Here is a 13,245-nt window from a genome sequence, read left to right on the forward strand (position 1 = left end):
CAGCTGTATTCGCATAAAAATACCGACACGCCGCTGGACAACGTGCCACGAGTTTAAGACCGAACCTCGGCCTCGGAAACATCGTTGCCGGTAATTGACTTTCCCGTGCTAGTAAAAAAAGATGCATCGACGCAGGGCAGCTGCCTGCTTGCTCGAACGGCTCCCTGGTATAGGAGATTTCTGTCCCGTTAGGAGCTAGGGAGGCCATAGGTGCGTAGGCGGAAGCTACTACCTGATCTAAATGTCGAACTCCTTACGGGGATTGTTAAAAGGCGTTTGAAAATGGGTCGCCTCATGATTTGGAAATTTGCACGCGTCAAGCGTTTGCCACGCCTACCGGTTCAAATGCTGTTGGTCTAGCCATGAGGCGATCGCCAACGCACCCCGAAGCGCAGGTAACCATGGATATGTGTGCAGGTCGACGCGCGAGTGGCGGGGACTTCGCCTGATTGACGCCATTTGAAATACTGGTAGTCGCTCCGATAACGCGAAAAGCCTCGCGCGGAAATCGCTGGACGTGTTCCGAGTGAAGCTGGTGGCTCTGCATATTGCGGTGCGCGTATCTGTTGGGCGTGAGATGAATCGATTAGTCGAGGCAGATTGACGATTGAGCGTCAAAGACTGCGTGTGAGTATGAGCGCGAACCGACGGCTATTACATCGGTGCGGCGAAGGGATGAATAAAATAGCAGTGAACCCACGAGCGTGCTGCACCGACCAAAAAGGCCCGATAGTCTCACCGGCACGCGGGCTTGACTGGCGATTGCGGGACGGAAGTCGCCTAGCAAATATAACGAAGGGCCACGCCAAAATCGAAGCCCCGCTAACGGCTTTGCTGCCCAGAAGCCGTCATCGGCCCGAGGGGTATGACGGCAAGAACCCCGCAGGGCTCAGAGCCCATCGCGTTGCCAAGTGCGAGCTCGCGTCATCGGCTCAGTGAGCGTGCCCGAACGATTAAGGAAGGCATCTTCGGTCCGCTTACGCCAAGACGCCTGGCGACGCCGGCAAGTTGTTCTCATTGACGTCAGTCCCGCGAGGGGGGCAGCATGAGGGAACGGACCGATATGAGAGTGGTGGGACGCGAGTAATGCTTCTGGCTTGAACGCGGCCGTCCGCCCAGACAATGCCCGTCAGAGACCATGTTCCCGCTTTCACGAGTTTGCGGCCTACACTCGATATGCGCAGCGTCCCGCCCCATTGTTTTGCTCAATTGACCTGTATGCGCGGATCGAAATCGAACTCGAGTCTAATGCCGCCAGGCTCGTAGACCATCGTATGGCGCTTGGGCCCTTCACCCAGATTTTCTGGCGCAAATTCAACCAAGACTCCTGGCCATCTGGATACCCGCGAAAAAATTTCGTTCAGCGCATCTTCAGTAGGGACCCGCAACGCGAGGTGATGCAGACCGACGTTCGTTTTGCGGTCGAAAGCAACTGTAGTGTTTTGGTTCTTGACCTCCCACAGCGTCAACGTGATCTGCCCGTCGGAGACAAAGGCTGCAGGGTAGTTCGGTCTTTCACCAATCTGTATCCAGCCGAGACAGTTAATGAAGAAGTCGCGGGAAAGGTTGAGGTCACGAACTGTCAGACCGATGTGATCAACGCCGAGTGTCAAAGATTTACTCGCCATTCTTTAGTCGTCCTCTCAGATGTTTAATACGCGTCGCGTCCCGAAAAAAGGCACACGCGACAGCATAAAAAAACCCCGACCATTGACGATCGGGGCCGAATTCTCTCACTTGTCGATGTGCGTGTAGCTACCGACCCACACAATCTATCAACTTTCGCCGGGCGGGCATAGCCATCTTTTGGCAACAGTCTCATTACCAATAATCGCCATATGAGCATGGCGAGTCCAATGTGCCACGCGGAATCGCCTTGCCGGGCGTCGTACTATTGACGACAACCGCTCAGACCAGTCTCAATCAGCAATTAAAATGGCTGTTGTTGTACCGCTGTATACACGCTGCGAGTGGAGGAATGCTCGGTCGCGCTCGGGTGCTTACTTTCGCTCGCGGAGGTTGTGTTGCACCTGAGGCGACTCCGAGAAAGAGTAGGGGGACGTAATGTGGTGTTCTGTATGCCTGCTGTATTGTGCGGCCTCGGCGCAGCCGATTTTCCGTGTAATTCGAATACGGCCGAAAATATGACGAAGTGAGTAATAGATTGGCGAACAGCGAATCATTAATCTGGTTTCGAGTAGGCGTTACCGTGCCAAAGACGAATTCGCTCGCCAAGCCACTACCTTCCACTCGCCGTCGTTCGACTGGGGGCCACGCGGCCGTGGTAAGCCAGTGACCCTTTTTAGATCGAAAAGTGCGTTGCAAAATCCGGCGCAGCGATCGCATCAAGCAGCTCGCGGAGTTCTTTGCTTACGCCGCGTCCGACGAGACCTTCGAAACGGCTTTGCGCCGGCCTCCAAAGTGCTTCTGCTTCGCGTCGCTTCGCGGCTCCAGCCTTAGTCAACGCAATGCGACGCTTCCGGGCGTCGCCTTCGTCCTTGCGGGTCTCGACCCAGCCGTCGCGAATCAGTGGCTTCAACGTATGGCCGAGAGCCGAGAGGTCCATCACCATATCGACGGCCAATTCGCCCTGGGTGGGCGCATCGAGGCGCGATATCGCGTTGAGCAGAGTGTACTGAGCAGCATTGATCCCTGCTCCTCGCAGAGCTTCATCGTAGAGCTGACCTATACCTCTCGTCGCCCGCCGGAGCGCGCCATAGTTGCATACACTGGGTGTGAGGGGGTTGCTCATGTATTCGTTTCTCTTGGGCGAAGTGCCGGTCCACGCATCCATCGCCAAATTCCGCGATGGGACCATTCTAACCTAGTTTGGTGGCATATGCCTTTATATTCAAGTATGGGAATTTGTGTTCCTTTGCGTTTTAATCATTTACGTTGTGCCCAGAGCCGGAAAACGTGGCACTACATGCACGGCGAGCTCATCGAGCACCGCCTCTGCCGGCCTACTTCCGAATTTGAAGTTAAGCAGGACGTGGTTCGCGCCCGCTTGCTCGAGCGTTTCCAGATGCCGCATCAACGAACTGCGGCCCAAACGGTGGCCGTTGTGGATAGGCGTGGGGGGACGTCCGGGTCAGCGACCAGGTCGATCTTGTAGGGCAACGCAAACGGCTTAAATGTTCCGGGCGCTACGGCATCGACGATGTCGTGCCACTTGCGGATCACTTGCACCTGAATGTCCAAAGGTCGTAGATAGGTAATCCACCCGTCTGTTTTGCTGGCGATCCAGTCGACCGATTGTTGGCTGTTACCCGTGACCATTAACGGCACCCGGGTGGAGATAGGCTTGGGAACGGGGTCAGCCCCGTACAGCGCGCCATAGCGGCTCTCGATCCGAGGATACGAGTGGCCCCAAACGGCATTCAGATATTCGACTTGTTCGCGAAACATCGCGCCGCGTTCTTCGCGGTCGACACCAAATGCCGGAAATTCTACCGGGCGGTCACCCGAGGCGATGCCGAGTACAAGTCGGCCACCGGTAAGCTGATCGATGCTGGCTGCCGCCTTGGCGGTGTGCAACGGATGGCGCAGCGGCAGTACGATGGCGGCGGTGAGCAGCGCGACGGACTCCGTCTGGCCGGCAACATATCCAAGCCACGTCCACGGGTCGTAGATCTGACCAAGGTCGCCAAAGTCTGGATCACGCAGCGGCACGTCGCGCACGCCAAGTGCGGCGAACCCCATCTGCTCCGCCTTGCGAGCTAGTGCGATTTGATTGCGCATGGTTGGCGCATCGCCGGGGTACGACTCGATTGCGAAGGTTACGCCAAGCGTAAGCCGATCGCGCGCGAACATGCGCGAGAAGCCAGGATTGGACTGCGGCGCGCTATCGGGCGAGGGCATCAGCATGGCGGGCTGGTGCAGGTTAGCGTTCATATGGATATCCTGACAATATAGGGAAACGCAATGACGCTTCCAGTTGTGGTCTCTAAGCTGCCCATATTCTGGGCGACGTTCGACCTGAGATTATCGTGGTCCCCCGCAATTCAATTGTTCCTCTGCGTCAACGATACGTCTACGGCAACGTCTGTCATGTGGTGCATTACTGAGGTCGAGAATGAAGCAACTGGTCAGAAGGTAACGATGGTTCAATCTCGGTAGCGGTGGAGTACGGCCATCCAGAAATTCCAATGAATAACGGAGCGCCTGAGGCTCGTCGCACGACAGATGCCCCAGACGGCAGAAGAAATATGCGAGACGGGGGAGTTGTTCAGGCGGGGAGCACGCATCCGGTCTAATGCTGGTCAACCATTGCAAGTCGCCAACGTCGCGCTCAGCACGGAGATCACCAAATTATTGTTTTTGTTGTAGATCATGCTCGACCAGTTCGGGCTCAGCGAGGATGCCGCCGCTACGCGTGCCCCGTAGACGATGACGGTACGTTCAGCCCGAATGAGGTAAGTTGTTGAGCGCTGCGACCGATAACCTGACCGTTGGTTGAACGTCCCCGCGCTGTTTTATTACTAATGGAAAGATGATGCGTGAACTTTATGATGTGATCCAGACCGCCGTGGAACGGCAGGATGTTCCCTTTGCTGTCGCGATGGTCGGTGACCGGGGCGGTGTGCGCTGGAGCGGGAGTGCCGGCGAGGCGCGACCCGGTATGGCCGCAGCAAGCGATACGATCTTCCGCATCTACTCGATGACCAAAGCTGTGGGCAGCACCGCCGCGATGATTTTGATGGACCGCCGCGGCAAGCTCGATCCCGATACGCCTGTGGCGGAAATCCTACCGGAGTTCGTGAACAAGCAAGTACTCGAGGGCTTCGACGCTGAAGGCAAACCGCTGATGCGTCCGCCTCGCAAGCAGGCCACTGTGCGGCATCTCGCGACTCACACCTCTGGACTGACTTACGAGTACTGGAACTTGGAACTTCAACGTTACATGGAGTCCACTGGACAGCCGAGCATTGTATCGGGCTTGCGTGAAGGGCTGGACTACCCACTCATGTTTGATCCGGGCGACCGCTGGGAATATGGTATTGGCATCGATTGGCTCGGTCAGGTGGTCGAAAAAGTGGACGGTCGCGCAATTGACGACTTTTGTCACGATGAGCTTTTCCAGCCTTTAGGCATGCAGGACACTCGCTTCGAGGTGGAGCCCGATATGGCGCCGCGTCTGTCTAGCGTGCGCATGCGCGGCGAGGACGGATTGTTCGCCAACTTCGAGCTTGCACCGCCTTCCAGACCAGCGTTCTACGGCATGGGTCACGCGCTTTACTCAACCGCTCCGGACTACATGCGCTTCCTGCGGATGTACCTCAACAAGGGGCAGCTTGACGGCCATCGTATCCTGAGCGAAGCGGGCCTTTCCCGGTTGCTGACGAATCAGATCGGTGACACTTCGACTGCATTGCTTAAGACCGCCGCCCCGTCGATCACTGCCGACGCCGAGTTCTTCCCCGGTCGAAAAAAGTCGCACAGCATGGGCTTCCAGCGCATCGATGAGGATGTGCCCGGCATGCGCTCGGCCGGCTCGCAGTTCTGGGCAGGTGTGTGCAACACGCACTTCTGGTTCGACCCGAAAAAAGACGTGATCGGAATCATCATGACGCAGACGCTGCCGTTTGTAGAACCGCGCTTTATGGGCCTGTACGAAACGTTCGAACGCGGCGTCTATCGAACGCTGGCAAAGTAATCTGCTGCTCGACTGAAAGGAGGTGAGTGTCCGCACCTACGTGCGAACGGTCGGCAGCGATTGTAAGTCGGCTATCCTACCTGTCTTATCATTCAGCCACTTCGCAAGTAAGCATAGGCCGCAATAAGGATCCCGTTCCTGTACCGTCGGCACCTTCGTCGCTTGCGAGTTGAAACCAGAGCGCGTGTCGGTGATGCCGGCGGGATCCATATCCGCATGTTCGCAGGAAGGCCGACACCTGAGAACCGGCTCGAAGCCCCAGACGCAATATCATCGCATCAGTCATGCCTTCTACCCGAACCGAAGTATTGCCATGCTGAAGCGGAGTGCTGCCAGTTGCAGCAACAAAAATACCGGCACGTCTGGCGCAAAGTCGGATGGTCTATCGGGCTGCACATCGACAACTACAGGCAACATGGTCTCCGTCTTCACGACTTCGACCGGCAGACCTTGGGCGTGCCGTTCGCGCCAGGTCCAAACCTGATTGGCGTTGATGTTACGGTCGCGCGCGACCCGTGCGACCGGCGCTCCGAACCTAAACCGAAGTAGCGCATTCAAGCGCATGGGCAGTTTCCGTGAGGTTGACCCTGCCTGGTCGAAGTGATCACGAGGCCCGCAACTCACGTACTCCCTTTCCGATGCGCCGCCGCAGCAACGTGCGCAATGTGACGCCGTCCGCATACCCGACTTGCCCTGCGATACGATCAATCGTCAGTTTGCTCGTCTTTAGCAGATGGACGGCGCGTTCAATGCGCAGATCCTGAATGTACTCGACGGGCGTTTTACCAAGCACTGCATTCAGACGTCGCGTCAACGTCCGCGGACTGGTCGCCAATGCATCAGCGACGACGTCCATTGCAATTGCGGTGTCGAGGTGCTCACGCACCCACCGGTCGAAGCGCTCGACGAGCGGGTCGGAATGTGAAAGGTGATCGGAGATGGCATAAGCAGACTGCGACAACCGCGCATCGAATACGAGGTACTTGGCCACGAGCGCCGCGAGCTCAGGACTGTTACTGCGGATCAACCACAGTGCAAGGTCAAGGTGGCTCAGGGCCGCCCCGGCGGTTAGCGCACTGCCGCTGGGAACGACAATGCGATGCGCATCCAGGTTCACCTTCGGGTAGCGCTGCCGGAAGAGCGGGGAAAGCCACCAGGTGGTCGTGGCTTCGCCACCATCGAGCAAGCCGCTTTCAGCCAGCACGAACGTGCCCGTGCAAGCGGCTGCAATGCGCGCGCCTCCGTCGCGCCACGAGCGCAAAGCGCCCAGTGCATCGATGACGTCATCCCTCCCGAGCACGGGCACCAGTTCTTCAGCCGTCGTGCGGTTAAGCGCCGGTAAGACGACCCAATCCGGCGCAGGCGCATCGCTCATATCGCGCACTGGTACTTGCATCCCGAGTGCAGTACGCACCTCGGGCCGAACCCCTACCACAGTGATGTCGAAGCCCGCAGCGGCCATCCCCGTTGCACTCGCAAGCTTGTTAGCCATCGTTAAACCGTCGAGTACGGTGGTCAAACCCGTATCGAACACTCCCTCGAGCACGAGGACAAAAATTCGCATGGCTGGATTGATATCAAAGTTGTCGATAGAGACAGTATTCCCCGGGACGCTCTGTTTGTACAGTGTCACTCAACGCATGAATCCCTCAGGCGGATACTGGAGAACAAAGATGATCAAGCACGCGTTTTTTGTCCGACTCGAAGCCAAACCGGGAAAGGAGCAGGCGGTAGCAGACTTCCTTACCACCGGGCTTGAAATGACCAATCGCGAAGCGACCACGCCGATCTGGTTCGCCCTCAAGCTGTCGCCGACGACGTTTGGCGTCTTCGACGCCTTTGCAAGTGAAGAGGATCGCCAGGCGCACCTGCACGGCAGTATGGCCAACGCCCTGATGACGCGAGCCGACGAGCTGCTCGCAAGCCCCCCGTCGATCGAGCCGATCGACGTCCTGGCTATGAAGAATCAGCTGGCCTGAGTCCTACGCGCCTCGGCAACGCACAAATCCTGACGCCGGAGGCCTGTCTCCGGCCAACGTGGCGTCCAGACGGCGTCTGGCGTCCCGATTCAACCGCGTTTATGTAGATGGAGTAACTCGTGTCGACTTATTACAAATTAGGTGTTCTATTCGCTGCCGTTGCGTTTTCGAGCGTGTCATTTGCGCAAACGCCCGACGTCAAACCGGAACGAATTCGCGGCGATATCGTGTCGTTCAAAGGCGAAATTCTGACCGTACACCGGAACAGCGGCGACACCGTGTCGGTCGATGTCAAGCCGGACGTCGGGGTGTCGGCTCTCAAGGCCGCCAAGCTTTCCGACGCCAAGGTCGGTTCGTACGTGGGGACGCCAGCGCTCGCGGGCAGCGATGGGAAATTGACGGCCACTTCGATGATTGTTTTTCCTGAAGCGGCACGCGGTACGGCCGAAGGGCATTTCCCCTATGACTTCGGTGCCAACAGCACGATGACGAATGCAAATGTGGTGTCGGTCGTTACCGGCACCAGCGGACGTGAACTGAATCTGTCGTACAAGGGCGGATCCAGCACGGTGACGGTGCCGGAAAGCGTGCCGGTCGTGACGCCGATTCCGGCGAGCAGAGCGGATCTGAGGGCAGGAAAGAGCGTGTTCCTCGTTGTGACACCCGGTGCGAGCGGCGTTTATGACGCGCACGTACTGTTCGTCGAAAAGGACGGCGTGGCGCCGAAGTTTTAACGCATGGTGCCGGACTGTGGCCGCTCGTGGCGGCGACATGCGTCATTGGCCGCAGGCGCTGTCGGCCACAGGGCCGGCCTATATCGTGTTGGCGATGAGAGATGACTACCACGGCGGCTACAAGACGCCCTATGTGGCCCACGCTGCGATCTTCTTTTCCATCCATTCAACAATCCTAATCGCTATTGACGGTTTTCCTGTTTGAATATGACCCGCATCAATCACGAGATCGCTTTGAAGCACGGAACGATTCAACCCGTCTGGGTCCGCATTACACACTGGATAAACGCGCTCGCCGTCGTTCTGATGGTGATGAGCGGCTGGCAGGTCTACGACGCCTCGCCGCTCTTTCCAGTCTTGCGATTTCCTTCCACGGTCACCTTGGGCGGCTGGCTCGGCGGGGCGTTGCAATGGCATTTCGCGGTCATGTGGATGCTGGTCGCGAACTTTCTCGTCTATATTGGGGTGAACTTGGCCTCGGGACGCCTGCGCCGAAAACTGCTGCCGGTCAGTTTCAAGTCACTTGCAAACGATCTCGTCGCCGCGCTGCGCGGCACGCTTGGGCATGAAGACACCTCATGCTACAACGCGGTTCAGAAATTCGCCTATCTGGTCGTCATCGTCGATATCGCGGTCGTCATCCTGTCGGGACTAACGATATGGAAGTCGGTGCAGTTCCCGCTGCTGCGCACGCTGATGGGTGGATACGACAACGCGCGCATCGTGCATTTTTTTGCAATGAACGTGCTGGTTGCATTCTTCGTCGTGCACGTCGTCATGGTCGCGCTTGTGCCGCGCTCGCTGCTTTTGATGATTCGTGGGCTGTAATCATGACCTTTCGAAAGAAGGCTCAAAATCCTGATACGTTTCTTTCGTCTCACGCCGAATCCATCATCAAGGATGCGCGACACGAACTGAAAAATCCCGCGCGCCGATTGCTTGGCAAGCGGATTCTCACGCTCGGCGGCATAGGGATGTTGTCCGGCTGCAATTTGTCCAATGACAAATCCGTGAACACCATGCTGCGCAGAATGTCGTCGTTCAACGACCACGTGCAAGCTCTGCTGTTCAATCCGAACGAGATGGCACCGACCTATCCGGAGTCGATGATCACGCGGCCATTTCCCTTCAACGCGTTTTACGACGTTGACGACGTGCCTGAGGTCGACGCCGCTGTCTACCGGCTCCATGTGGGCGGCCTCACGCATGGCAAAGGGATCTGGACACTCGACGAACTGCACGCCATGCCACAGGAAAGCCAGATCACGCGTCATATCTGCATCGAGGGATGGAGTGCGATCGGCCGCTGGGGCGGCGTGCGCTTCTCCAGGTTCCTGAAGCAGTCGGGCGCGGACATCACAGCCAAGTACGTGTCGCTACAGTGCGCGGACAACTACTGGACCAGTATCGACATGCCCACTGCACTGCATGCACAGACGCTGCTTACGCTGACCTACGACGGCCAGGTGCTACCGCCGAAATACGGCTTCCCAATGAAGCTGCGCATCCCGACCAAGCTCGGCTACAAGAATCCCAAGCATATCGTGGCGATCACTGTGACGAACGAATACCCCGGTGGGTACTGGGAGAATCAGGGCTACAACTGGTTCGGAGGCTCCTGAACGGCTCTCCGCGCACTGTTGGCGGATTCAGTGTGGCGCTGCTCGCGTCGCTCGATCAGTTCACACGGGAGCCGGAGCGCGTGCTGTGCTTCGATTACGGCGGTGATTGGGAATTGCTGTGTGATCTGCTTGATGGGCCGCCCGCTGAATGGCAGGCGCACCACGTAGGCCAACTGCTCGACCCCGGCCACATGGAGGACTATTACCGGAAGCATCGCGGCCGGCATCATGCGCTCGTCGATGCGCGCGCCAACCGCCATTCGGTCGTGGACAGCAGCCCCGCTGCCAGACGCACCGTAGAATAGGGCGCGCGTTCGCGTGGAATGAACCGGTATCGTGTCCTTGCAGTCGCGCGCCTCTGACGACCACTTGTTCCCCCGTCAGCGGGTTAGGTCAACACGCGCGGTTTTCACGGCATGCAGACGCGGCGGACTGTTCGGATCTCCTCCCGGTTCGTGACTTGATTCGCGGGCGTTCTGGCGTCTTCACGAAGCCGCATTTCGACCGTATGTCCAATCGCGCAGCCGTGCAGGCAAGCATGGACTCGTTAATGTCTGGCTCACCGCATGCGCAGGTCCTAGCGGCTGGAGCATGCATGCGCCCACGTCGGATTCGTGAACGGTCGCGCAACCGTGCAAATCCGTTATTTGGAAGCACCGGTTGTCCGTTGTCTGGTGGGTTGACGTGGTTTTCACGTGACGCTGCTCTGCAACCTTGGTATGGACCGTCCGGGACCAACCAGTTGTCTCCGCCATGGAGAGGCTGATGCAGACCGTATTGCACATCTCGATGGCGAACGCAGTCGACAAGTAAGCCCTAACGTGTGCGCACTCGCCCCGTTGAGTTATAGACTCGTCAAGAGCGGCGATCTCCTTCATTCCGTCGCTCGCAGACTTCTGCGCGCGCTATCCCGAGGTTCAGCTGGACGTTGTGGCCGCCGATACCGTGTCAGACCTGATGGAGGACCGATTCGACGCGGCAATCCGCCTCGGCAATCCGCGCGACGCTGATTTCGTTGCGCGGCCGTTGGAACCGTATCGCCTCGTCCTTTGCGCGTCGCCCACGTATTTCGACGCGCATGGGATACCGGCGACGCCGGAGGAGCTTCGCTCTCACCAATGTCTAACTTATGCTTATCCACCGCATTCCGAGTTGCGCGCGGCGGAGCCCGAATGGACGTTATCGGGCCCAGGTGGAAAAGTAAGCGTTCCTGTTGGCGGCCGCCTGAGGGTCGACAGTGCGGAGGCGTTGCGCAGGGCGGTTCTCGCTGGCATGGGAGTCGCGTTGCTACCCGCCGTTCTGGTCGATGCCGACATAGAGGCACGCCGCATGGTTCACGTATTGCCTGATTACACACCGCCCATCCGGCCACTCAATCTGCTCTATTTACGCGATCGCCAGATGTCGTCGAAGCTACGGAGCTTCGTCGAATTCGTCATGGAACGCTTTGGAGCTGCTGCCAGCAGGCACGGCTAAAATCCGCCGAGGCGCATGCGGTCGAGGGCGGCCCGAGCGCGATGGCGGAAAGCGCTCGCGGAATTTGTCGTTCCGGCATCGGGCAGCGTCTGTCGCTCGAGGGCGGGAGGAGTCGGTTCATAAGGCAAAGTCCGGCCACAAGGAGTCCGTCAATGCCGAACGGCAAATGGCTGGTGACCGTTTATAAGCAGCCCTTGACGTATCTGTCGAACCAACGTGCTCCCTTGTCAATCGGCGATGCTATCGGCAAGGGAAAACAGGTCGTGCGAGATCAGTGAGTCTCTTGCCCGAAGAGGTCGTCAACGATTCTGCGTGCCGCACTATAGCCGCCCATGAGCGCGTCGACCTCGGTATCGAATGGGCGGCCCCCAGCCTCACCAAATCTAAGCGGAGAAAAGATCGCAACCGCATTGCCGGCCTGGAAAACCCGGACGACAGCGACGTACCCAGGACGGGCCTTCGGCTGCTTGATTGGTAGAAAGTTGAAGCCTGACTCAACAGCTACCTGAAGAGTGGAGCCGTGATATTCATACGTTCGCATCATGAGCCGTTCCGCTGTTACTTTTCCTGGCGACACTCGCGAACGCCTGTCATCGCGCCAAGCCGTGCACAGATGGCTGCAAACTCGTTTGAAGATGCGCGAGACAGCGCAATCTGGACGTCGTCAAGCTCAGGGTCATCCTCAGACTGTTGAACAATGAACTGTTTGACCCGAATGCTCCCTATGCCCAGCGCGCGATGCAAACTGTCCAGTGAAACGCTTCCCCGTTCCGCCAGCAGTTGTATGTTGCGCTGTTGTTTGACCGAGATAAAGCGCCGCTCAAGCGGCTTAACCCCGGCGAGAATAACGAGAATGATGATCGTGGCACCAAAGGCCGCGGTGTACATCCCTCCGCCAACGGCCAGCCCGATTCCCGCTACTGACCAGAGGCTGGCGGCCGTTGTAAGACCCCGGACAACCTCTCCGCGGAGAAGAATCGACCCGGCGCCAAGAAAACCAATCCCCGACACCACCTGGGCGGCAACGCGCGACGGGTCCAGCACAACGTTTTTCTGGGTCAACGCGTCTGCGAAGCCGAACGCGGACACCATCATCATCAGTGACGCGCCGACACACACCAGCATGTGCGTACGCAAACCAGCGGCCCAGTTCAGTCGCTCGCGCTCAAAGCCAATGACGCTTCCGAGCAGCGCCGCCATGAGAAGACGGGACAAGATTTCGAGATTACCTATCACACTGAAAGTCCAGATAGCGTGCGTTCATACCGTATTACCGTTTTGGCACGAGCGGCTAGACGGTCGTTTGCACGCTAGCCGCAGTTTCAGTGTCAAGGTCGACGGCGGGGAGCACTATTGTGACATTTTTGTGACTAATCAGCAGCCGGACAATTTCTCTGGTCGGCACGCTTGTGACGACGTTAGATACCTGAGATGGGCGAATCCAGCGGCACCGCGAGATCTCATTGCTCGCAGCGGGTGTCAGGTGATGCGGCAGGTCCACCAGGAACACGTGATGCCGCTTCGTCAATCCGCCAAATTCAAACAGAAACATGAAGTCGTCGACACCAAGGGCTGTTTCCTCAGTCAGCTCTCGTCTTGCCGCCTCTATCGGTGACTCGGAGCGCCGGATTGTGCCGCCCGGTAGCGACCAGCGCGACCGTCCGCGAGTCACGAGGAGTATTTTGTCGTGCTGCCTGCACACGATGGTCGCTCTTTCTTTCATCGTCACCCAAACTTCCTTCCGGTGCTATCTTTTAATGGTTGAATCGCGGCTTCCG

16 protein-coding genes are annotated in these 13,245 nt (G+C 58.0%); 9 read left to right on the plus strand and 7 right to left on the minus strand.

All coding sequences use genetic code 11. The features are described from left to right. Window positions 1-1,205: 1,205 nt before the first annotated feature. From P3T40_RS22355 to P3T40_RS22365, 3 genes are all read right to left on the minus strand, one after another. Window positions 1,206-1,628: a VOC family protein gene (locus tag P3T40_RS22355; RefSeq protein WP_429269908.1), complete on the minus strand. Its 423-nt coding sequence runs from the start codon at window positions 1,626-1,628 to the stop codon at window positions 1,206-1,208. 674 nt (window positions 1,629-2,302) lie between these two features. Further along, window positions 2,303-2,794, minus strand: a complete 492-nt coding sequence (locus P3T40_RS22360) for a MarR family winged helix-turn-helix transcriptional regulator (RefSeq protein WP_429269909.1) — start codon at window positions 2,792-2,794, stop codon at window positions 2,303-2,305. A gap of 239 nt (window positions 2,795-3,033) precedes the next feature. Further along, window positions 3,034-3,894, minus strand: coding sequence for a TIGR03571 family LLM class oxidoreductase (locus P3T40_RS22365; RefSeq protein WP_429269910.1), 861 nt, complete (start codon window positions 3,892-3,894; stop codon window positions 3,034-3,036). Window positions 3,895-4,492: 598 nt separating this feature from the next. Between P3T40_RS22365 and P3T40_RS22370 the strand changes: the two genes are divergently transcribed. Continuing rightward, window positions 4,493-5,656 carry a serine hydrolase domain-containing protein gene (locus tag P3T40_RS22370; RefSeq protein ID WP_429269911.1) on the plus strand — a complete coding sequence of 388 codons (1,164 nt, stop codon included), beginning with the start codon at window positions 4,493-4,495 and terminating at the stop codon, window positions 5,654-5,656. Window positions 5,657-5,947: 291 nt separating this feature from the next. Here the strand turns inward: P3T40_RS22370 and P3T40_RS22375 are convergent, their stop codons facing one another. Together P3T40_RS22375 and P3T40_RS22380 are read right to left on the minus strand one after the other, a co-directional pair. Then, the gene (locus tag P3T40_RS22375; RefSeq protein ID WP_429269912.1) at window positions 5,948-6,220 is read right to left on the minus strand and encodes a hypothetical protein; all 273 of its coding nucleotides are present in this window, start codon (window positions 6,218-6,220) and stop codon (window positions 5,948-5,950) included. 40 nt (window positions 6,221-6,260) lie between these two features. Next, on the minus strand, window positions 6,261-7,220 hold the full coding sequence (locus P3T40_RS22380; RefSeq protein ID WP_429269913.1) for a GlxA family transcriptional regulator: 960 nt from the start codon (window positions 7,218-7,220) through the stop codon (window positions 6,261-6,263). A gap of 109 nt (window positions 7,221-7,329) precedes the next feature. On the opposite strand from P3T40_RS22380, the gene P3T40_RS22385 reads away from it, so the two are divergent. The 8 genes from P3T40_RS22385 to P3T40_RS22420 all read left to right on the plus strand — a co-directional run bounded on the left by P3T40_RS22385 (window position 7,330) and on the right by P3T40_RS22420 (window position 11,745). Further along, window positions 7,330-7,635 carry a putative quinol monooxygenase gene (locus P3T40_RS22385; RefSeq protein WP_429269914.1) on the plus strand — a complete coding sequence of 102 codons (306 nt, stop codon included), beginning with the start codon at window positions 7,330-7,332 and terminating at the stop codon, window positions 7,633-7,635. 119 nt (window positions 7,636-7,754) lie between these two features. Continuing rightward, window positions 7,755-8,369, plus strand: coding sequence for a hypothetical protein (locus tag P3T40_RS22390; RefSeq protein WP_429269915.1), 615 nt, complete (start codon window positions 7,755-7,757; stop codon window positions 8,367-8,369). A 16-nt stretch (window positions 8,370-8,385) separates the two neighbouring features. Then, complete coding sequence (locus P3T40_RS22395) at window positions 8,386-8,574, plus strand: hypothetical protein (protein ID WP_429269916.1); 189 nt, start codon at window positions 8,386-8,388, stop codon at window positions 8,572-8,574. Window positions 8,575-8,576: 2 nt separating this feature from the next. After that, window positions 8,577-9,197: a cytochrome b/b6 domain-containing protein gene (locus P3T40_RS22400; RefSeq protein ID WP_429269917.1), complete on the plus strand. Its 621-nt coding sequence runs from the start codon at window positions 8,577-8,579 to the stop codon at window positions 9,195-9,197. Window positions 9,198-9,199: 2 nt separating this feature from the next. Further along, window positions 9,200-9,991, plus strand: a complete 792-nt coding sequence (locus P3T40_RS22405; protein ID WP_429269918.1) for a molybdopterin-dependent oxidoreductase — start codon at window positions 9,200-9,202, stop codon at window positions 9,989-9,991. A 32-nt stretch (window positions 9,992-10,023) separates the two neighbouring features. Next, entirely contained in the window at window positions 10,024-10,296 is a 273-nt protein-coding gene (locus P3T40_RS22410) for a hypothetical protein (protein ID WP_429269919.1), read from the plus strand. Between the two features lie 571 nt (window positions 10,297-10,867). Next, window positions 10,868-11,467 carry a LysR substrate-binding domain-containing protein gene (locus tag P3T40_RS22415; protein WP_429269970.1) on the plus strand — a complete coding sequence of 200 codons (600 nt, stop codon included), beginning with the start codon at window positions 10,868-10,870 and terminating at the stop codon, window positions 11,465-11,467. A gap of 152 nt (window positions 11,468-11,619) precedes the next feature. Further along, on the plus strand, window positions 11,620-11,745 hold the full coding sequence (locus tag P3T40_RS22420) for a hypothetical protein (RefSeq protein WP_429269920.1): 126 nt from the start codon (window positions 11,620-11,622) through the stop codon (window positions 11,743-11,745). Window positions 11,746-12,025: 280 nt separating this feature from the next. On the opposite strand, the gene P3T40_RS22425 is transcribed toward P3T40_RS22420, so the two are convergent. Next, window positions 12,026-12,703 carry an MgtC/SapB family protein gene (locus tag P3T40_RS22425; RefSeq protein ID WP_429269921.1) on the minus strand — a complete coding sequence of 226 codons (678 nt, stop codon included), beginning with the start codon at window positions 12,701-12,703 and terminating at the stop codon, window positions 12,026-12,028. Between the two features lie 55 nt (window positions 12,704-12,758). After that, window positions 12,759-13,190 (minus strand): NUDIX hydrolase, encoded by a 432-nt coding sequence (locus P3T40_RS22430; RefSeq protein WP_429269971.1) that lies wholly within the window; start codon window positions 13,188-13,190, stop codon window positions 12,759-12,761. Window positions 13,191-13,245: the final 55 nt, after the last annotated feature.

Source organism: Paraburkholderia sp. EB58 (assembly GCF_050436665.1).
Lineage (GTDB): Bacteria > Pseudomonadota > Gammaproteobacteria > Burkholderiales > Burkholderiaceae > Paraburkholderia.

Bases quoted from the DNA above. Each gene is read 5' to 3' on its own strand.
- P3T40_RS22360 (WP_429269909.1), bottom strand. From the start codon at position 2,794: ATGGATGCGTGGACCGGCACTTCGCCCAAGAGAAACGAATACATGAGC.
- P3T40_RS22405 (WP_429269918.1), top strand. From the start codon at position 9,200: ATGACCTTTCGAAAGAAGGCTCAAAATCCTGATACGTTTCTTTCGTCT.
- P3T40_RS22380 (WP_429269913.1), bottom strand. From the start codon at position 7,220: ATGCGAATTTTTGTCCTCGTGCTCGAGGGAGTGTTCGATACGGGTTTG.
- P3T40_RS22365 (WP_429269910.1), bottom strand. From the start codon at position 3,894: ATGAACGCTAACCTGCACCAGCCCGCCATGCTGATGCCCTCGCCCGAT.
- P3T40_RS22375 (WP_429269912.1), bottom strand. From the start codon at position 6,220: ATGCGCTTGAATGCGCTACTTCGGTTTAGGTTCGGAGCGCCGGTCGCA.
- P3T40_RS22385 (WP_429269914.1), top strand. From the start codon at position 7,330: ATGATCAAGCACGCGTTTTTTGTCCGACTCGAAGCCAAACCGGGAAAG.
- P3T40_RS22355 (WP_429269908.1), bottom strand. From the start codon at position 1,628: ATGGCGAGTAAATCTTTGACACTCGGCGTTGATCACATCGGTCTGACA.
- P3T40_RS22400 (WP_429269917.1), top strand. From the start codon at position 8,577: ATGACCCGCATCAATCACGAGATCGCTTTGAAGCACGGAACGATTCAA.
- P3T40_RS22430 (WP_429269971.1), bottom strand. From the start codon at position 13,190: ATGAAAGAAAGAGCGACCATCGTGTGCAGGCAGCACGACAAAATACTC.
- P3T40_RS22370 (WP_429269911.1), top strand. From the start codon at position 4,493: ATGATGCGTGAACTTTATGATGTGATCCAGACCGCCGTGGAACGGCAG.
- P3T40_RS22420 (WP_429269920.1), top strand. From the start codon at position 11,620: ATGCCGAACGGCAAATGGCTGGTGACCGTTTATAAGCAGCCCTTGACG.